This window comes from Thiohalophilus sp., from assembly GCF_031581315.1.
GTDB lineage: Bacteria > Pseudomonadota > Gammaproteobacteria > UBA6429 > Thiohalophilaceae > Thiohalophilus.
In genome coordinates, this window is record NZ_JAVLAZ010000019.1 from 10307 (window position 1) to 30124 (window position 19818).

Genomic DNA, 19818 nt, shown 5'->3' on the forward strand with positions numbered 1-19818 from the left:
AGACTTGTTTTACGAACTCTGCGTCTCTGCGGTGGATCTTTTATTTCGCCTGTTCGTTGCTATTCCGGATTAGCTCTTCAGCCTGGACTATTTCAATGTCGTCGAGCGAGCGGAGGATGCAAAGTGAAATATTATTCAGTCCGCTAATAAACGCGAATTAACGCAAATATAAGATAATGATTTATTCGCGTTAATTTGCGTGTATTTGCGGACCCATAGATCAAATCAGACTTGTTTTACGAACTCTGCGTCTCTGCGGTGGATCTTTTATTTCGCCTGTTCATTGCTATCTTGGGGCGGTTTGGCAAGGGAGCGCAGTTGCAGGTGCAGGGCGGCTTTGGAGAGCAGGTGGGCGCTGACGGGGGCGGTGATGAACAGAAACAGGGTGACCAGGATTTCGTGCAGGCTGAGTTCGTCGCCGCTGCTGAAGTAGAGGGCTGAGGCAAACAGCAGGCTGCCGACGCCCAGGGTGGTGGCCTTGGTGGGGCCGTGCAGGCGGGTGTAGAAATCCTTCAGACGCGCCAGACCGAGCGAACCGATGAAGGTAAAAGCGGCGCCGATCAGAATCAATGCGGAAATAATATATTCGGCCATGATAATTACTCGATGATGTCGCCGCGCAGCAGGTATTTGCACAGCGCAACGGTGCCGACAAAGCCCATCAGGGCGATCAACAGCGCGGCTTCGAAATAGATATTGCTGGCTGAATAGATGCCAAACAATACCAGCAGGGCAATGGTGTTCACGTAAAGCGTGTCCAGGGCCAGGATACGATCCGGCATATCCGGTCCGAACAGTAATCGCCACAGGTTCAGCAAAACGGCGACGGAAACCAGACCAAACGCAATCGGGATAACGGTTTCAATCATGATTCAAACACCTCCTTGAGGGGCGCTTCATAGCGTTGCTTGATTTTGGCCACCATGGCGTCGGTATCGGTTTCGTGGAGCGCATGCACAATCAGACAACGCCGATCCTCACTGAGCTTCGCCGAGACGGTACCGGGGGTCAGGCTGATGGTATTGGCCAGCAGGCTGATGGCCAGATCGGTGCGTAAATCCAGTGGCAGTTCGACAAACCGGGGTTGCAGGTGTTTGGGCCGGCCCAGTATCAGTCGTGCCACAGTCAGGTTGGCAATGATAATATCGAATAACACAATAACGATAAACCGCAGCAGGACCAGCGGTCGGGCAATGCGTACCTCTTCCGGCCAGAAATGGCGGGTAAACAGCGGAATCGCCCAGCCGAACAACAGACCGAGCAACAGATGACCGGGCGCGAAGCTGTTGACCAGCAGCATCCAGATCAGCGCCAGCGACAGGGTCAAAACCGGATGGGGCAGCCAGCGTTGTATCATCTGCCGGTACCTCCCAGTACAGCCTGAATATAGATCTCTGGCTGCATGAGTTGTTCGGCGATCAGCCGGGTGATGCCGTCGATCGGCCCGGCGGCGATCATCAGCCCGAGACACAGGAGTATCAGCCCGGTCGCCGGGAGCAATTCCGGCCATAACTGGCCGGTTGCCGTCCCGTGTTCGGCCGGGTGTGAACGATAGAGAATCAGACTGCCGGAGCGGGCCAGGGCGACGATGGTTAACAGGCTGCCGCCCAGAACAATCGCCAGAACCCAGGCTGTGGCGTCCGGTGTGTCGAGCGCGGCGCGCAGGATCAGAAACTTGCCAATAAAGCCCGAAAGGGGCGGCAGTCCGGCAACCAGGATGGCCACAATAAAGAAGAGCCCGCCGAGCAGGCGCCGATCGGCCAGCCGGGCGTGGGGCACGAAATGATCGTCGTGCTCGCCCCGGCGCCGGGCCAGGCTGTCCGCCAGCAGGAAAAACGCCGCGCCGGCAAAGGTGGTATGGGGCAGGTAATAGAGCCCGGCTGCGATGCCGTTGACCCCGCCCAGGGCAAATGCGGTCAGCAGGGTGCCCACCGAGATGACTACCAGCCAGGCAATCTGGCGGCGCAGCTCCGTGCTGGCCATGACGCCCAGCGTGCCCAGTCCCAGGGTTAACAGCGCCAGCGGCAGCAACCAGGCATCGAGCAGGTCCGATAGCGCCCCATCCCCGTACAGCAGCACATCCAGACGCAGGATGCCGTAGGCGCCCACCTTGGTCATGATGACAAACAGGGCGGCGACCGGGGCCGTGGCGGCGGCATAGGCGGCGGGTAGCCACAGGTGCAGCGGCACCACTGCCGCCTTGAGCGCAAAGACGCCGAACAGCAACAGTCCGGCCAGGCGCGCCAGGCTCTGCTGGTCGGCACTGGCTCGTGAGATGTGTACCGCCAGGTCGGCCATGTTGAGCGTACCGAAGGTACCGTAAAGCGTGCCGACGGCGAACAGAAACAGGCTGGAACCGGCCAGGTTGAGCACCACAAAATGCAGACCGGCGCGACTGCGGCGCGGGCCACTGCCGTGCAACAACAAACCGTAGGAGGCGAGCAGCAGAATTTCGAAAAAGACGAACAGGTTGAACAGATCGCCGGTCAAAAACGCGCCCTGTAAACCAAACAGCTGTAGTTGAAACAGCACATGAAAATGACGCCCGGCCTGATCGCCACCGCGCAGGGCATAGAGCAGGGCGAACAGTGCCAGCAGGGCGGTGATCAGGACCATCCAGGCGGCCAGCGGATCGGCCACCAGCACGATGCCGAAGGGGGCCTGCCAGTTCCCCAGCGCATAGACCCGCAACGGCCCCTCCAGCACGCTCTGCAACAGGTGCAGGGCTACCCCGACCTGGGCCAGCAACGCGATCAGGCTCAGACCACGTTGAAAGGGCAGCGGAGTGCGGCGCAGCAGTAACAGCACGATGCCGGCCACAAGCGGCAGGAGAATCGGCGCGATAACCAGATGATTCATTCGCGCTCTCCGTCCACGTGGTCGTTACCCAGTTCCGCCCGGGCCTTGAGCGCCAGCACGATGACAAAGGCGGTCATGCCAAAGCTGATGACAATAGCGGTCAGTACCAGCGCCTGGGGCAGGGGATCGGCATACTGGCTGACAGCCTCGTCGATCACCGGCGGGCGGCCGATCGTCAGTCGTCCCATGGCAAACAGGAAGACGTTGACCGCATAGGAGAGCAGGGTCAGCCCGAGGACGACCGGGAAGGTGCGTCCGCGCAGCAGCATATACACACCGCAGGCGGTCATCACGCCAATCAGCAGGGACAACAGCGCTTCCATCAGTGTGCCTCCTCTTGCGGGCGACTGGCGCTGTCATCATTGCTGTGCAACAGCCCGATGAAAATCAGAATCAGCAGGGTGGCGCCGACCACGGTCAGATAGACCCCCAGGTCGAACAGCATGGCCGAGGCCAGTTCGAAATCGCCGACCACGGGCCAATGGACATGGGTAAAGGTCGAGGTCAAAAACGGATAACCGAACAGCCAGCTGCCCAGCCCGGTCAGGGTGGCCAGCAGCAGGCCGAGGGCGATGACCGGATGCATGTTGGCCGGCAGACGGGACCGGGTCCAGCGTGAGCCGTTGGCCAGATACTGGGTAATCAATGCCACGGCCGTGACCAGGCCGGCGATAAAGCCGCCGCCAGGCAGGTTATGACCGCGCAGCAGAATAAACAGGGAGACCAGCAGCGCCAGCGGCAGCAAGACCCGGGTCAGCGAGGCCATGATCGCCGGATGCACGTCCGGGTTCCAGGGGCGGCCGTAACGGTCCACGTCGGGGCCGGTCAGTTCCACCCGTTCGAGCATCGCGTAAATGCCCAGGGCCGCCAGCGCGAGCACGGTAATTTCACCCAGCGTATCAAAGCCGCGGAAGTCGACCAGGATGACATTGACCACATTGGTGCCCCCGCCGCCGCTGACGCTGTTGGCCAGAAAATAGTCAGAGATACTGTCTAACGGGCGGGTCAGCACCGCCCAGCTCAGCAGCCCCGCGCCGCCGCCGGCGGTTACCGCCAGAACCAGATCGCGGCCCCGGCGCAGCCAGGCCGATTCCGGCGCCTGTTGCTGGGGCAGGTAATAGAGCGCCAGCAGCAATAGCACGATGGTGACAATTTCCACCGACAACTGGGTGAGGGCCAGATCCGGCGCGGAGAATTTGATGAAAATCAGCGCCACGATCAGGCCGACCGCGCCCATGACGGTCAGGCTGATCAGTCGCCGGCGATGCAGGACCACGGTGCCGATGGCCGCGGCGATCAACACCAGCGCCGCCACCAGGCTGACACCGTCCAGCGGCAGACTGTCGGCCGTGCCGCGCAGGGGCGCCCCGCCGCTGACAAAACCGGCGATGCCCAGTACCAGGGCGGCGGCGACAAACCAGGCCAGCATGCGCTGCAGCGAACCGATATCGATCAGGCCGGTAACCGTACGGGCCAGGGCGAACAGTGTGCCCAGCACAAAATCAAAGACCTTGCTGGCCTGCAGATAGGGGAGCAATACCCGATCGTGGAAGCGAAACAGGGGATGGCGCACACTGTAGATCAGGCCACCACCCACCAGTGCAATGATGCTCATCCACAATGCCGGGCTGAAGCCATGCCAGATCGCCAGATCGAAATGGGGCAGCGGGGTTTGCAGCACGCCCTGGGCGGCGATACGCAGCAACGGTTCCACCGTCAGCGTCGGCAGGATGCCGACCAGCAGACACAGAGCGACCAGCATTTCCACCGGCACCTTCATCCAGCGCGGCGGCTCGTGAGGGGTCTTGGGCAGTTCGAGCGGTTCCCCGTTGAAAAAGACATCGTGAATAAAGCGGAAGGAGTAGGCGAAGGCGAATACCCCGGAGAGGGTGACCAGCGCCGGCAACCACCAGCCCAGTTGCAGATGCGTGGAGGCGCTGACCGCCTCGGCAAAAAACATTTCCTTGGAGAGAAAGCCGTTCAGCAACGGCACACCGGCCATGGCGCCGGCGGCGACCATGGCCAGCAAGGCCGTATGTGGCATGTATTTCCACATCCCGTTGAGCTGGCGCATATCGCGCGAGCCGGTTTCATGATCGATGATTCCGGCGGCCATGAACAGCGACGCCTTGAAGATGGCATGATTGATAATGTGAAACACCCCGGCGACCGCTGCCAGCGGGGTGCCAATGCCGAACAGCAGGGTGATCAGTCCCAGGTGACTGATAGTCGAATAGGCCAGCAGCCCTTTCAGATCGTGCTTGAACAGCGCAAAGATGGCACCGACCAGCAGGGTCGCCAGGCCCGCGCCGCCGACCAGCCAGGACCATTCGGGCGTTTGCGACAGGGCCGGGAAGAACCGGGCCAGCAAAAACACCCCGGCCTTGACCATGGTCGCCGAGTGTAGATAGGCCGATACCGGGGTGGGCGCCGACATGGCATTGGGCAGCCAGAAATGAAACGGAAACTGGGCGGACTTGGTAAAGGCGCCGAGCAGGATCAGGATCAGGACGGTCAGATGCTGGGGATGATCCCGAATGATATGCCCGGACTGGAGAATCACCGACAGTTCGTAACTGCCGACGATCTCGCCGAGCAGCACAAACCCCCCGAGCATGGCCAGCCCGCCGGCGCCGGTGACCGCCAGGGCCATGCGTGCCCCGCTGCGCGCATCGCTGCGCTCCTGCCAGTAACTGATCAGCAGGAAGGAGGAGAGACTGGTCAGCTCCCAGAAGATCAGTAACTGGATGATGTTCTCCGACAGCACGATGCCGAGCATGGCGCCCATGAACAGCAGCAGGTAGGCGTAGAAACGGCCCATGCAATCCCGTTCGGACAGGTAGTAACGGGCATAGAGAATGATCAGCAGACCAATACCGAGGATCAGCAGGGCAAACAGCAGGCCCAGCCCGTCGAGACGAAAGACCAGATCCAGGCCAATCGCCGGCATCCAGCCCAGACGCTGGATGATGATGGCGCCATCGGCGACCGGGGCAATCATGGGCCACAGCTGGAACAGGGCGACGATCACCACGACACCGGACAGCCAGGCCGAATGCAGACGTCCGAGGCGGGCGATGCCGGCCGCCAGTACACTGCCGACAAAGATTGTGAGTACCAGTCCCAGCAGACTCATGGGTCGCGTTTTATCCTTTTACAGACAACGGGTTTTTCAGACCGTTGAACATAACTGTCCGGTTTTTGTTGTGGCGCAACGCATTGCACAATACCACAGGCGCCTCTCAGGTGCCTGCATGGGGGGAGATTGCCGGGGCGTTCATTGGTCGTTTTTCATACAGGTACAACCAGCCTTTGATAATGCGATAAACGACCCAGAAAAATGTCGCGGCCAGGATCAGCCAGCCGATCAGAATATACACCCCGAGGGTACCGATAATCAGGCCGACCAGGCTGATCCAGAAGGTGCGTATCTGCCAGCGAAAGTGAGATTCCAGCCATGTGCCGCGCACATCATCCAGTTTCACATAGTTGATAATGACGGCAATGACATAGGTGATGGCGGTGACATAGGTCAATGCCTGCAGGAGATAGACGATATGGGTCAGCTTGATCAGGTTGTCCAGCGGATCCCGGTATGGATCGTAAGTCGGTTGCATGGGCGAATGTTGTTATTGTTCAGTGATTAACGGCCGCTCTGGCGGTTTGGGTCTCACGATTCTGCCCCAGCCAGCGTTCGCGGGCCAGTGATTGTCGGGTGGTCGACTGGGCCTTGATAGTCAAATAGACCGTATCCGCCGGTGCAGGTTCCAGTGTCAGCCGGGTTTCAAACAATTCATCGCGGCGAAAGGCGTGCAACGTCACGTATGAACCGGCAGGGTAGTCGCCCAGCAGCGTTTCCAGATTGTTTTTGCCGACCTTGATCTGATCACAGGCGATGATCATATCGCCCGCCGACAGACCGGCTTTTTGTGCAGGGCCGTTATCGAACACCTGGGTCAGACGCGCCCCCACCGAATCATTGGCCACGCGCGCCCCGAGCCAGACGGGCGGGCGTTGTTCGGACAATTGTTCATCGGTGCTGCCTCCCTTGTCATCGATACTGCGCGCGGGACGCAGGCAAAAATCGATGCCGGTTTGTTCCAGCAGGGACTGCAGAGGCGGATCCTCGGTACCGTGCACATAGCGGGCAAAGAAGTCACTCAGATCGGTTCCGGCGATTTCCCCGGCCAGACGTTCTATCTCGCCTTCGGGGACACCGATTCCCGGTTTGCCGTAGTCCTGCCAGAGTCGGCGCATCAGATCATCCAGGGATCGGGCATCGTCGGTCGTCTGGCGCAGGGTCAGATCCAGTGCCAGGGCGATCAGGGCGCCCTTGGTATAGTAGCTGACGATATTGTTCGGCGCGCTTTCATCCTGTTTGTAGAATTTGCTCCAGGCATCAAAGCTGCTTTCGGCCACACTCTGTTTGAAACGTCCGGCGCCGCGCCAGACCCGGGTGGCGGTTTGTCCGAGCAATTGCAGATAACTTTCGGTATTGATGACGCCGCTGCGCACCAGGGCCAGTTCGTCGTAATAGGAGGTAATGCCTTCGAAGGCCCATAACTGACGGGTCGGCGTTTCGCGGCTCAGATCATAGGGCATGAACGCCGCCGGCTTGATCCGTTTGACGTTCCACAGATGAAAGTATTCGTGGCTGCACAGGCCGAGGAAGTTGCGATAGTTATCGGTGATCGTCTCCTGGCCGGGTAAGGGCAGATCGTTGCGACTGCACAGCAGACTGGTGGAACTGCGATGTTCCAGACCGCCGTAGCCTTCGCCGACAGCCGTTACCATAAACAGATAACGTTCCATCTCCGGTAATTCGCCAAACATGGTCACATGGGTGGCGCAGATCTTTTCCAGATCCCGGCACAGGCGGGGCAGATCGGCGCGATGTTTACCGGTGATCGCGATATCGTGCGGTACCCCGGCCACCTCAAAACTGGCGAGATCAAAACGGCCCATCTCGACCGGGTGATCGATCAACTCATCGTAGTCGGCCGCCTCGTAGCTGCCAAAGTCGTACAGCGCGGCTTCCCTGCGCGGCAGGGTCGTGGCGACACGCCAGTTTTGATAGGTTTCTCCTTCGGGACGCTGGAGTGTCACCTGGCAGGGTTGTTCGGTCTGGCCTTCGACAGCGATAAAAACCGTGGTGCCATTAAAATAGGCATGATTGGTATCCAGATGGGCGCCGCGTACCGACAGATCCCAGGCATACACTTCATATTCTATATACAGGGGCGTGTCGCAGGCGGCCACTTCCCAGGTCGCCTTGTCAAGTTTGACCACGGCAAGCGGATGGCCCTGCTCGTCGTTTGCCCGCAGCCAGACAACATTTCTGGCAAAGTCCCGAATCATGTAACTGCCGGGAATCCAGCCGGGCATGCTCAGGCGCTGGCCGGTCGGATCCGGTTGTTCAATGGTGCATTGCACACGAAACAGGTGGGCTTCCGGGGAGATCGGATAGACCGTGTAGCGGACAGGGGAACTCTGATTCACAACAACCTCGAACGAATTACGGCTGGAGTTCGATTTTAACAAAAACCCGCTGCCGTTGTGCTTCCTCGCGACGGGTGGAGCGGGTAATACTGTTTTGCTGGCTGCGCAGTGTTTCCAGACTGCCACCCAGTTCAACCCATTCACCCAGGCGGGTGCGGATCGTGGTTTCCATGCCACTGAGGTTGATTCGCCCGCCACCGGATTCACTGACCGAGGCCCGCTGCGGGCGAATATAGAGCTGGACCTGCTCACCGTTGAGTTGCGGACGGATCTGAAAACCACTGGTCACATTCTGATAACGGGTGCTGCGGGTAACGGTGCCGTCCGGATTGGTGGTCTGTTCGGTAATCGGTACCGCCTGACCGGTGCGGATGGTAGCCCACTGACCTTCCTGTACGCGAATGGTCTGTGCCGCCGGTTCCCGGCTGCGGGAACGCGTGCTGTGGACCCGTCCACCGCCACTGGCGCCCCCTTCAACCTGTTTGCCACTGTCGATCACAATGCTCTGCTCTTCACCGGAAGAACCACCGCGAACTTCAATCGAATCGTTGCCGATGCGGCCCTGCACGGCGATCGACTGTTCGGTCCTGATGGCTTCGGCATCGGTTGACACATACACGGTCAGTTCACGCAGGGCCGTATCCAGTTCCGTCAGCAGCGATTTGATCTCGTCAATATTCTTGCCGGTGGAACGAATGATCAGCCGGTAATCCTTGCCGGTGACGCTGCCGCCATCGACCACAAACGGTTTGACCAGTGGCACGATCTCATCGGCCGGCCGGTGGCGCAAATCGATCACCTCCAGTTCCATATCGGCGGCCAGAACCGGCGATAAGGCCATCAGGGCGAAAGCAATATAAAGCAGGGGACGGAATATCAACTGGCGCATTTTAGAGCATCTTCCATCGTGGGTACGGTTAATAAAACCACTGAAAACATCGAAGACACTGAATTGCCCCGTGGATTGCCGGGCCCGGGTAACCGGTATTCCGTGTTTTCGGTGTTAGTGTCGGTGTCATCGGTGGCATTCTTACCCGATTATAAATAGAGCCGTCGGGCATCGGTCGGAACCTGGCTGTGTTCCCAGACTTCGTTAAAGTGGTGTAGCAGATAGTGGGCCAGTTTGGGATCGTTGTAATTGACGATGCCTTCATAGCGATCGGCGAGTTTGCGATGCAGGACGGCGCGCTGATCCACAATAAAAAAACTTTCGTTGTCTTCGGCGTAATCCTTGTGAATGACCCGGATTTCCATCGAGCTGCTGAGATGACGGGACAGTTCAATCAAGCGATGGCCATGTTTGACCAGGGGCTCGATGTCGCGCAGCAGAATACGAACCTGCGACTGGGGATGCCGGCTGGCGAGGCGGCGTACGGCACTGTTGAACTCCTGGCGGTCGTAGAGCTTGCCATCCAGATAACGGCTGTAGATATGCAATGAGCGCCGGCCCTTGTCGATCATATTCAGCAGGGCCTGGTAATTCTCCTGGCGATCGTTAATCGTCAGTTTACCGGTTTCCTCGCCGATATCCGCCCGGCTCAGTGTCGGGGTATTGTCTATGTCAGCCATGTCTGAATTCTAGTCGATCTGATCCAATTCCAGAACCATTCTCTTGTGCGGGATCCCGGCATCCATGAAGGTGCTGCCTGTTTCGTTAAAACCGGCTTTGGCATAAAAATCCATGGCCGGCAGCTGGGCATTTAAAAAGACCTGCTTTAGTGCCCGTTCACGGGCGAGGATCAGCAGGCGTGTCAACAGGGCCATGCCAATCCCGTGCTGACGCCAGTCTGGAAGTACGGCCATGCGACCGATATGGCCGTCAGGCAGTATTCGGGCCGTGGCCACGGGCATCTCGTCGACACAGGCCAGCAGATGGGTAGCCTGTTCATCCAGTCCGTCCCATTCAAGTTCTTCCGGGACCTGTTGCTCCTCGATAAACACGTGCCGGCGGATCGATTCGATGGCCTCCCGGGCCTCGTCAAACCTTACGGTCTCGATCATCCAGTCAGTCGGTTTCATCGATGAGTATCACACCGGCATTGATCAGATCCGTGAGCAGTTGGATAAATGCCGTGTCTTGCTGCCATTGTGTGACGTTGTCCAGCGCATAGACATCGTGATCGCATATCCAGCGCACCGGGTCGAGCAGTGTCGGGTCGAGTCGCAAAAGGTGACCGGCGGCAAACAGATTCAATTGATTCTCTTGTTGTGTGTAAATCAAACGCGCCCAGGGATTGCGGACCAGTACCGGTTGCTGTGAGAGCGTCTGCTTGATCGTATCGGGCGATAGAGGGGTCTCCAGTGGCAGTACGGCATCATGTTGTTTGGCTTCGGTCAAAAAACAGCCCAGCCACTCATTCAGCCGGGTATCCGGTATCGATTCCAGGCGCAGGATTGCCCGCAACTCGGCCAGCGATCGGCTGTCGAGGTGGGCCGGGTGATCGGGCAGGTCACGGCCGGGGTCGGTATAAAACCGGTGGCTTTGCTGGGATTCCACATAGTCATCGGCGTAACTGCCGATTAACTGGGCATAAGAGGGGGCACGAAAGCCGACGGACATTGTCATGCATTCGCCCTCGGCGATGCCATGGTGGGCGACACCCGGTGGCAGGTACAGCATGTCACCGGGTTCGAGTAGCCACTCCTGTTCGCCGTCGAACTGTTTGAGAATATGCAGAGCAATATCCGGAATGAAATTATCATCCGCGACCGGCTGCGTGTTGATTCGCCAGCGACGCCGGCCGTGCGTTTGCAGCAGAAATACGTCGTAATTATCGACGTGGGGACCGACCGAACCGTGATTGGTGGCGTAACTGATCATCACATCATCGATGCGCCAGTCGGGAATAAACCGGAACTGATGCAGCAGCTCGGCGATCTGGGGAATGTATTTATCGACATCCTGCACCAGCAGGGTCCAGTGTGAGTCGGGCAGGCTGGCAAAACGTTCGGCATCGAATGGCCCGTTTTCCAGGTACCACGGCTGCGGCCCGTCTTTTTCCAGTATCAGGCGGGATTCGATATCGGTCTCGCAGGCCAGTCCGGCCAGTTCATCAGGAGACAGGCTGAATGTCGTCGGATCCAGTGCCTGTCGGATGAGTAACGGTTGTTGTTGCCAGTAATCCTGTAAAAAACCGGCAGGGGAGAGTTGGCCGAGCGGAGCGCGTGCGGCCATGCCGATCAGATGCCGTTGGCCTGGTCGACCGCGTTACCGATGTAGCTGGCCGGGGTCATCTCGAGCAACGGTTGCTTGGCGTGTTCGGGAATCTCCAGGCGCTGGATAAACTCGCGCATGCCCTCGGCGGTGATACGCTGACCGCGAGTCAGTTCCTTGAGTTTCTCATAGGGCTTTTCGATATTGTAGCGACGCATGACGGTCTGAATCGCCTCGGCCAGCACTTCCCAGTTGTCGTCCAGAATTTGCTGGAGACGGGCATCATTGACTTCCAGTTTGCCCAGACCGCGCAGGCTTGATTGATAGGCAATTAACGAATGGGCGATACCGACCCCCAGGTTGCGCAGCACGGTCGAGTCGGTCAAATCCCGTTGCAGCCGGGAGACCGGCAACTTGGCTCCGAGGTGATTGAACAGGGCATTGGCAATGCCGATGTTACCTTCGGAGTTTTCAAAATCGATCGGGTTCACCTTGTGCGGCATGGTGGACGAGCCCACTTCACCGGCGACGGTCTTCTGCTTGAAAAAGCCCATGGAGATATAGGCCCAGATATCGCGATCCAGATCGAGCAGAATAGTGTTGAACCGGGCAACGGCATCGAAGAACTCGGCGATATAGTCGTGCGGCTCAATCTGAATGGTGTAGGGATTCCAGTCCAGATCCAGCGAGGTCACAAAGGCTTTGGCAAATGCCGGCCAGTCGACTTCCGGATAGGCCGCCAGATGCGCGTTGTAGTTGCCCACCGCGCCATTGATCTTGCCCAGCATGGGAACGGCCGCGATTTGCTGGCGCTGGCGCTGGAGCCGGGCCACAACATTGGCCAGTTCCTTGCCCACTGTCGTCGGTGAAGCCGGCTGGCCGTGGGTGTGCGAGAGCATGGGGATCGCGGCAAAGCGGTGCGCCAGTTCGCGACAGGTCTCGATCACTTCATCCAGTTGCGGCAGCAGGACCTGATTGCGCGCTTCGCGCAGCATCAGGGCATAGGCCAGATTATTAATGTCTTCCGAGGTACAGGCGAAATGGATAAATTCACTGACCGCTTCCAGCTCCGCATTGCCGGCGATCTTTTCCTTGAGGAAATATTCCACCGCCTTGACGTCGTGGTTGGTGGTTTTCTCGATATTCTTGACCCGTTGTGCATCCTCGACACTAAAGTCATCGATAATGCCCTCGAGGATCTTGCGGGCGTGATCGGAGAAGGCGGGAACCTCGGCAATCGCCTCGCTGGCCGCCAGTTGCTGTAACCAGCGTACCTCCACCAGCACCCGATGGCGAATCAGGCCGTATTCACTGAAGATCGGCTGCAAGTCCTGGGTTTTGCTGGAATATCGACCGTCGATCGGGGAAACGGCAGTCAGGCTGGTCAGCTCCATTCGGGCTCCTGTGAGGCTCTTGAAACAGACCGTAATTTTACACGATTTGGCGGGAACTGTCCGCTGTCAGTATGGTTTACCTCACGACTGTCGGGATGCAGGAGGCGGAGCAACGCAGGGAACCGTTGCCGGGAGGTTCCGCTAATCCCGGAGGGCCGATGTCAGGGAGAGGATGGCCTCGAGACGATGTCCGGCCATAATCCTCTCGCAGAGACGCAAAGTGCGCCGAGAAGTGAGCGAAATCAGATTTCTTTGCGACGTAGCGTCTTGGCGAGAGATAAAGTTTTACCTTAACGATTGTAGAGCGAACCTGGACAGGTATCACCACCGAACCCACCGACTGGCACTGAAAAACGCGGGATTGAATAGCCAGTCCGGAGGTTTCGATTGAGTCCTCTGTGGTTAAGGTACGCTTAACCCGTCAGGCGGTAAATCAGGCCCGGTTTGAACAGCACCTCGTTGGCGGCCAGCTGGTCCAAGGGACAGCCTTCCTCGTCACACCACGCCAGCCGATCGTATTCGTAATGATAGCCGTTGTGTTCGATGGTCTTGTAAATCGGTTTACCCAGATGGGAACCGATGCGGGGTCCGTATTCCACGTCTTTCACGACACTCACTCTCCACATTGATGGTTGGTTGTACCTATATAGCCCTGTATGGATCTTGTCGGCCTGTTTGGCCGGGGCTTTAATGTGGACCTGTAGACGCCCCGGTCCGGTTTCAACCGGGCCGGGGCGACAATGAAAGTGGCAGTTTATCGGCTCAGGCCGCCAGCTGGCGCAGCACGTAATGGAGGATCCCGCCGTGGCGGTAGTATTCGACCTCCTGCGGGGTATCGATGCGGACGATGGCGGTAAACATCAGGCTTTTGCCCTGTACGGGATCGCGGGCAATGACCTCAACGTGCCGCGCAGAACCGTCACCCAGACCGGAGATGGTGTACTCTTCCTCGCCGGTCAGTCCCAGCGATTGCGGGGTGTCACCCTCCTTGAACTGCAACGGCAGAACGCCCATGCCAACCAGGTTGGAGCGATGGATGCGCTCGTAGCTTTCGGCGATGACGGCGCGCACGCCCAGCAGACGTGGCCCCTTGGCGGCCCAGTCACGGGAGGAGCCGGAGCCGTATTCCTTGCCGGCGATGACGATCAGCGGTACCTGTTCGTCGTGATACTGCATCGCCGCCGCATAGATGCTCATGGCCTCGCCGTCGGGCAGGTGGCGGGTCACGCCGCCTTCGGTGCCCGGGGCCAGCTGGTTACGCAGGCGAATATTGGCAAAGGTACCGCGCATCATCACCTCGTGATTGCCGCGCCGCGAGCCGAGCGAGTTGAAGTCGCCGGGTGCCACGCCCTTGGATTGCAGATACTGGCCGGCCGGACTGTCGGCCTTGATGGCCCCGGCCGGCGAGATGTGATCGGTGGTGACCGAATCGCCCAGCAGGGCCAGTACCCGGGCGCCCTCGATATCTCCGATGGGGGCCAGATCACGACTCATGCCCTCGAAGTAGGGCGGGTTCTGGATATAGGTCGAATCGTCCTGCCAGTCGAACAGCTGGCCTTCGGGCGAGCTGAGATCGCGCCAGGCTTCTTCCCCGTTATACACATCCTTGTAGGAGCTGGAGAACTCCTCGCTGTTGACGCTGTTGAGGATTAATTCCTGGATTTCTTTCTGGCTGGGCCAGACATCCTTGAGGAAAACATCATTGCCGTTGGCGTCCTGGCCCAGCGGCTCGTTATACACGTCGATATCCATGCGCCCGGCCAGGGCGTAGACCACCACCAGCGGCGGCGAGGCCAGGTAATTCATGCGGACCTCGGCATGTACCCGGCCTTCGAAGTTACGGTTGCCGGAGAGCACGGAACAGACCGAGAGATCGCCTTCGGCGATGGCCTTGGAGACCGGTTCGGGCAGGGGACCGGAGTTACCGATGCAGGTGGCGCAGCCGTAGCCGACCACGTGAAAACCGAGCGATTCGAGATCGTCCATCAGCTCGGCCTGCTGCAGGTACTCGGTGACCACCCGCGAGCCCGGCGCCAGGGAGGTCTTGACCCAGGGTTTGACCTTGAGCCCGCGTGCGTGTGCCTTGCGTGCCACCAGGCCGGCAGCGATCATCACCGAGGGGTTGGAGGTGTTGGTGCAGGAGGTGATCGAGGCGATGACCACATTACCATCCTGCATGGGCACTTTCTCCCCATCGATATGCGCAGTGACCGGCTTGCTTTGGGTATGGCGCTCTTCCTTGAGGGCCTGGAGCGCGGTTTCGAATTCGCGCTTGCTGTCGGAGAGTGCGACCCGATCCTGCGGCCGTTTCGGACCGGCCAGGCTGGGAACGACCGTGGAGATATCCAGTTCCACCACGCTGCTGTAGACGGCGTCGGGCTGGCCGGGTTCATGGAACAGGCCCTGTTCGCGGGCATAGGCCTCCACCAGATCGATCTGCCCGGCATCACGGCCGGTCAGTCGCAGATAGGTCAGGGTTTCAGCATCGATGGGGAAAATCCCGCAGGTGGCACCGTATTCCGGGGCCATGTTGGCAATGGTGGCGCGATCGGCCAGTGACAGGTGCTCGAGTCCCTCGCCGAAGAATTCGACAAACTTGCCCACCACGCCGTGCTGACGCAGCATCTCGACCACGGTCAGTACCAGATCGGTGGCCGTGGCGCCTTCGGGCAGGGCGCCGGTGAGTTTGAAGCCGACCACTTGTGGAATCAGCATGGAGACCGGCTGGCCGAGCATGGCGGCCTCGGCCTCGATCCCGCCCACGCCCCAGCCCAGCACACCCAGGCCGTTGATCATGGTGGTATGGGAGTCGGTGCCGACCAGGGTATCGGGATAGGCCTGCAGTACGCCGTTGTTCTCGCGCGAGAAAACGACCCGGGCCAGGTATTCGAGATTGACCTGATGCACGATACCGGTGTCCGGCGGGACTACCTTGAAATTGGAGAAGGCCTTCTGGCCCCACTTGAGAAAGCTGTAACGCTCCTGGTTGCGGCTGTATTCCAGCTCGGCATTGAGACGCATGGAATCCTTGTTCCCGAAACTGTCGATCTGTACCGAGTGGTCGATGACCAGCTCGGCCGGCTGCAACGGATTGATACGCTCGGGATCCCCGCCCAGTTTCTGCATGGCATCACGCATCGCCGCCAGATCGACCACCGCCGGCACACCGGTGAAGTCCTGCATCAGCACCCGGGCCGGAGTATAGGCGATTTCCTGGCAGGGCTCGGCCTGCGGATCCCAGCTGGCCATCGCCTTGATATCATCGGCACTGACCACCTTGCCATCCTCATGGCGCAACAGGTTCTCCAGCAAAATCTTCAGCGAATAGGGCAGCCGTTCGGCACCCTCGACCGCATCCAGGCGGTAGATTTCGTGATCCTGGCCATTGACGCAGAGCGTGGCGCGGGCGTTGAAACTGTTGCTCATGAAACAGGCTCCTTCAGATAAACCGATGATTTTGCCGGTGATTTGTTCTATCCCGATTATACGCTAAAGCCTCCGGCACTGAAACAAACGGGGCTCTTTTCAGGGGCGGGAAAGAAAACGCAGAGTCCGCGGAGTCGCGGAGGCGCAGAGGTTTAATTGTATCAATTATTATATGTAAGTTATTCGTTGTCGAAACCGGAGTAATGGCGGGATTTCCTTATAATTGCTCACCTAACCCTGTTCCGGGTGAATGTCATCAATCAGGCTCAGTAAAGTAGGTCTGTCCGATGAAGTAAACTTACTTTCTCCGCGCCTCTGCGCCTCCGCGTTCTCTGCGTTAATTCCTAGAGACTCACTACTGACGAAGCAACTGCCGGGCCGTGTCGATCTGGAATAAACCGGGCTCTTTTCAGGGGCGGGAAAGAAAACGCGGAGTTCGCGGAGACGCGGAGGCGCAGAGGTTTAATTATGCAAATTATTTTATGTAAGTTATTTGTTACCGGAACAGTGACAGGGGTTTCCTTATAGTCTATCTAACCCTGTTCAGAGTCAGCATCATCAATCAGGTTCAGTAAAGTAGGTTGTTCGATGAAGTAAATTTATTTTCTCCGCGCCTCTGCGACTCCGCGTTCTCTGCGTTAATTCCTAGAGACTCACTACTGACGAAGCAACTGCCGGGCCGTGTCGATCTGGAATAAACCGGGCTCTTTTCAGGGGCGGGAAAGAAAACGCGGAGTTCGCGGAGACGCGGAGGCGCAGAGGTTTAATTATGCAAATTATTTTATGTAAGTTATTTGTTACCGGAACAGTGACAGGGGTTTCCTTATAGTCTATCTAACCCTGTTCAGAGTCAGCATCATCAATCAGGTTCAGTAAAGTAGGTTGTTCGATGAAGTAAATTTATTTTCTCCGCGCCTCTGCGACTCCGCGTCCTCCGCGTTAACTTCCAGTGCTTAACTATTTGGCAAGCAACTGCTGGGCGGTGACGATCTGGAATAAACCGGGCTTTTTTCAGGGACGGGAAAGAAAACACGGAGTCCGCATAGACGGGCAGAGGTTTAGTATTGTTTGCTTGAAATTGGTGCGTTAATCAAGTTCAGCAAAAAATATATCTGTTTTAAAGAATTGATTTTGTTTTCTCCGCGCCACTGCGACCCCGCGTCCTCCGCGTTAACTTCCAGGGCTTAACTATTTGGCAAGCAACTGCTGGGCGGTGACGATCTGGAATAAACCGGGCTTTTTTCAGGGACGGGAAAGAAAACACGGAGTCCGCATAGACGGGCAGAGGTTTAGTATTGTTTGCTTGAAATTGGTGCGTTAATCAAGTTCAGCAAAAAATATATCTGTTTTAAAGAATTGATTTTGTTTTCTCCGCGCCTCTGCGACTCCGCGTCCTCCGCGTTAACTTCCAGGGCTTAACTATTTGGCAAGCAGCTGCTGGGCAGTGTCGATCAGGCGTTTGCGTTTGAACAGGATCTGCCAGCGGCGGCCTCCGAGCTGGCGCCAGAGGACGCCGGCGCGGATGCCGGCCAGCAGCAGGGCACGGATACGGCTGACGTGGTCGGGGTTGGAGAGGTATCGCTCTTCGCCGTTGACCATGATCTTCGGCGTGAGGCTGCTGATGGTATCGCTGTAAATGCCGGCCAGATTGGCCAGCACGTTGGTGTGGGTCAGATCATAATGTTCCAGCTGGGCACGCACCCGTTCGATGCCGTTGGCGATCTGCTCCAGCATGGCCGGGTTTTTATTCAGCTTGCCCTGCAGGTGCAACATGGCAATGACGTAGCGGGCTATCTCGACCTGGCGCTGATTTGCCGTCGTTCCCAGTTGATTCACCAGGGCCTGTAAACCCGTGCGCAGGGTGTCGGGCGGGCCAAATACGTCCTGCACAGAATCGGGATCGGTATTCATGATACCTTGCAGGCAAAGACGCAGATCATCTTCATCGTAACGTCCGCTGGACGCGATGTTGTGCACCAGCTGGGCGGCCTGAAAGACGGCCGCCAGGGCCAGGACCTGTTCTTCTGTCCGGTTCATGAAGTACTCCGCTGGTAATTCTGGATAATGCCGCCACCCAGGCAGGCCTCATCCTGATAAAAGACGATCGACTGTCCCGGGGTAATGGCCCATTGGGGATCATCGAAAGTGACCTCGCAGGTGCCGTTGGGCAAGGCGTCGATGGTACAGGCTGTATCGGCCTGGCGATAGCGGGTTCGGGCCGTGCAACGAAACGGAGCGGTGGGCGATTCACCACTGATCCAGTGCAGATCGCCGGCGCTCAGTTGGCGGCTATGGAGCAGGGGATGATCATGGCCATCGACGACGATCAGAATGTTGTTCTCCAGATCCTTGTCGGCAACGTACCAGGTCGCCCCTTCGTGTCCCCTGACCCCGCCGATACCCAGGCCCTGGCGTTGCCCCAGGGTATAATACATCAGTCCTTCATGCCGGCCGAGTCGTTCGCCGTCGGGCGTTTGAATCTCGCCGGGTTGGGCGGGCAGGTAGTGTTTGAGAAAAGCGCGGAAATTCCGTTCGCCAATAAAGCAGATGCCGGTGCTGTCTTTCTTGTCAAATGTGACCAGTGCCTGTTGCCGGGCCAGTTGGCGAACGGCGGATTTATCCAGTTCACCGATCGGAAACAGGCTTCTGGCCAGCTGCTCCTGGTTCAGGGTATATAAAAAGTAACTCTGATCCTTGTTGTGGTCCTTGCCACGCAATAGTTGATAGCGACCGTCCTGCTCGCGGATACGGGCATAGTGACCGGTGGCAATTTTTTCGGCTCCCTGGGCAAGGGCGTAATCGAGAAAGGCACGGAACTTGATCTCCCGGTTACAGAGAATATCCGGGTTGGGGGTGCGCCCGGCACGGTATTCCTGCAGAAAATAGCTGAACACCCGATCCCAGTACTGGTCGGCGAAATTGACCCCCTGCAGCGGAATGTTCAGGGCCTCGCAGACCTGTCGGGCATCCTTGAGGTCCTCCTCGGCGGCGCAGTGATCATCAACATCATCGCCTTCCCAGTTTTTCATGAACACCCCGCGCACGGCATGGCCCTGCTGCTTGAGCAACAGTGCCGCCACCGACGAATCGACCCCGCCGGACATGCCCACGATGATATTCAGTTTAGTCATATCAGGTTGTTTTGTTTATCTGTAATCTTTTTCTGCGTCTTGGCGTCTTGGCGAGAGACAAATGAATCAAAGCAATAACTCTCGCAGAGGCGCAAAGCACGCAAAGTAAATATTTGCTCTATGGAATATCTCGATACAGTTTGAGAGGGTAGCGCTGTCCGCTCAGATAATCCTCGATGCTTTGCATGACCAGCGGGCTGCGCAGTCGTTCAGGCTGAGCCTGCAATTCTTCCGGTGTCAGCCAGAGCGCACGCAGGATGCCTTCGTCGAGCTCAAGGTCGGCATCAGGTTCGCCGACGGTACCGCAAAAAGTATGGCGCACAAAGGTAATACCGTTGTCAGGATGCTGCCAGCG

At 58.2% G+C, this 19818-nt stretch carries 17 protein-coding genes and 1 pseudogene; all 18 read right to left on the minus strand.

Annotated elements, in window-relative coordinates; translation table 11 throughout:
• Window positions 1-267: 267 nt before the first annotated feature.
• Window positions 268-594, minus strand: coding sequence for a Na+/H+ antiporter subunit G (locus RI563_RS04225; RefSeq protein WP_310693102.1), 327 nt, complete (start codon window positions 592-594; stop codon window positions 268-270).
• A gap of 5 nt (window positions 595-599) precedes the next feature.
• Complete coding sequence (locus RI563_RS04230) at window positions 600-869, minus strand: K+/H+ antiporter subunit F (protein ID WP_310693103.1); 270 nt, start codon at window positions 867-869, stop codon at window positions 600-602.
• Window positions 866-1357 (minus strand): Na+/H+ antiporter subunit E, encoded by a 492-nt coding sequence (locus RI563_RS04235; protein ID WP_310693104.1) that lies wholly within the window; start codon window positions 1355-1357, stop codon window positions 866-868. The genes RI563_RS04230 and RI563_RS04235 overlap by 4 nt, the downstream gene beginning before the upstream one ends.
• Window positions 1354-2859, minus strand: a complete 1506-nt coding sequence (locus tag RI563_RS04240) for a monovalent cation/H+ antiporter subunit D (protein ID WP_310693105.1) — start codon at window positions 2857-2859, stop codon at window positions 1354-1356. The genes RI563_RS04235 and RI563_RS04240 overlap by 4 nt, the downstream gene beginning before the upstream one ends.
• Window positions 2856-3182, minus strand: a complete 327-nt coding sequence (locus RI563_RS04245) for a Na+/H+ antiporter subunit C (protein WP_310693106.1) — start codon at window positions 3180-3182, stop codon at window positions 2856-2858. Before RI563_RS04245 ends, RI563_RS04240 begins: the two co-directional genes overlap by 4 nt.
• The gene (locus RI563_RS04250) at window positions 3182-5995 is read right to left on the minus strand and encodes a monovalent cation/H+ antiporter subunit A (protein ID WP_310693107.1); all 2814 of its coding nucleotides are present in this window, start codon (window positions 5993-5995) and stop codon (window positions 3182-3184) included. Before RI563_RS04250 ends, RI563_RS04245 begins: the two co-directional genes overlap by 1 nt.
• Before the next feature lie 106 nt (window positions 5996-6101).
• Window positions 6102-6476, minus strand: a complete 375-nt coding sequence (locus RI563_RS04255; RefSeq protein WP_310693108.1) for a hypothetical protein — start codon at window positions 6474-6476, stop codon at window positions 6102-6104.
• Window positions 6477-6495: 19 nt separating this feature from the next.
• A complete protein-coding gene (locus tag RI563_RS04260; protein WP_310693109.1) occupies window positions 6496-8358 on the minus strand; it encodes a M61 family metallopeptidase in 1863 nt (620 codons plus the stop codon).
• Between the two features lie 16 nt (window positions 8359-8374).
• On the minus strand, window positions 8375-9247 hold the full coding sequence (locus tag RI563_RS04265) for a hypothetical protein (protein WP_310693110.1): 873 nt from the start codon (window positions 9245-9247) through the stop codon (window positions 8375-8377).
• A gap of 149 nt (window positions 9248-9396) precedes the next feature.
• Window positions 9397-9927 carry a hypothetical protein gene (locus RI563_RS04270; RefSeq protein WP_310693111.1) on the minus strand — a complete coding sequence of 177 codons (531 nt, stop codon included), beginning with the start codon at window positions 9925-9927 and terminating at the stop codon, window positions 9397-9399.
• A gap of 9 nt (window positions 9928-9936) precedes the next feature.
• A complete protein-coding gene (locus RI563_RS04275; protein ID WP_317622856.1) occupies window positions 9937-10377 on the minus strand; it encodes a GNAT family N-acetyltransferase in 441 nt (146 codons plus the stop codon).
• Entirely contained in the window at window positions 10364-11533 is a 1170-nt protein-coding gene (locus RI563_RS04280; protein ID WP_310693112.1) for a cupin domain-containing protein, read from the minus strand. Before RI563_RS04280 ends, RI563_RS04275 begins: the two co-directional genes overlap by 14 nt.
• Window positions 11534-11538: 5 nt before the next feature.
• On the minus strand, window positions 11539-12906 hold the full coding sequence (gene purB, locus RI563_RS04285) for an adenylosuccinate lyase (RefSeq protein ID WP_310693113.1): 1368 nt from the start codon (window positions 12904-12906) through the stop codon (window positions 11539-11541).
• Window positions 12907-13319: 413 nt separating this feature from the next.
• A complete protein-coding gene (locus RI563_RS04290) occupies window positions 13320-13523 on the minus strand; it encodes a hypothetical protein (protein ID WP_310693114.1) in 204 nt (67 codons plus the stop codon).
• Window positions 13524-13668: 145 nt separating this feature from the next.
• Window positions 13669-16332 (minus strand): aconitate hydratase AcnA, encoded by a 2664-nt coding sequence (acnA, locus tag RI563_RS04295; protein WP_310693115.1) that lies wholly within the window; start codon window positions 16330-16332, stop codon window positions 13669-13671.
• 1419 nt (window positions 16333-17751) lie between these two features.
• Complete coding sequence (gene hflD / locus RI563_RS04300) at window positions 17752-18369, minus strand: high frequency lysogenization protein HflD (RefSeq protein WP_310693116.1); 618 nt, start codon at window positions 18367-18369, stop codon at window positions 17752-17754.
• Window positions 18366-19463 (minus strand): tRNA 2-thiouridine(34) synthase MnmA, encoded by a 1098-nt coding sequence (gene mnmA, locus RI563_RS04305; RefSeq protein ID WP_310693117.1) that lies wholly within the window; start codon window positions 19461-19463, stop codon window positions 18366-18368. Before mnmA ends, hflD begins: the two co-directional genes overlap by 4 nt.
• A 118-nt stretch (window positions 19464-19581) precedes the next feature.
• Window positions 19582-19818, minus strand: a pseudogene (locus RI563_RS04310) (NUDIX hydrolase); the annotation flags it as partial.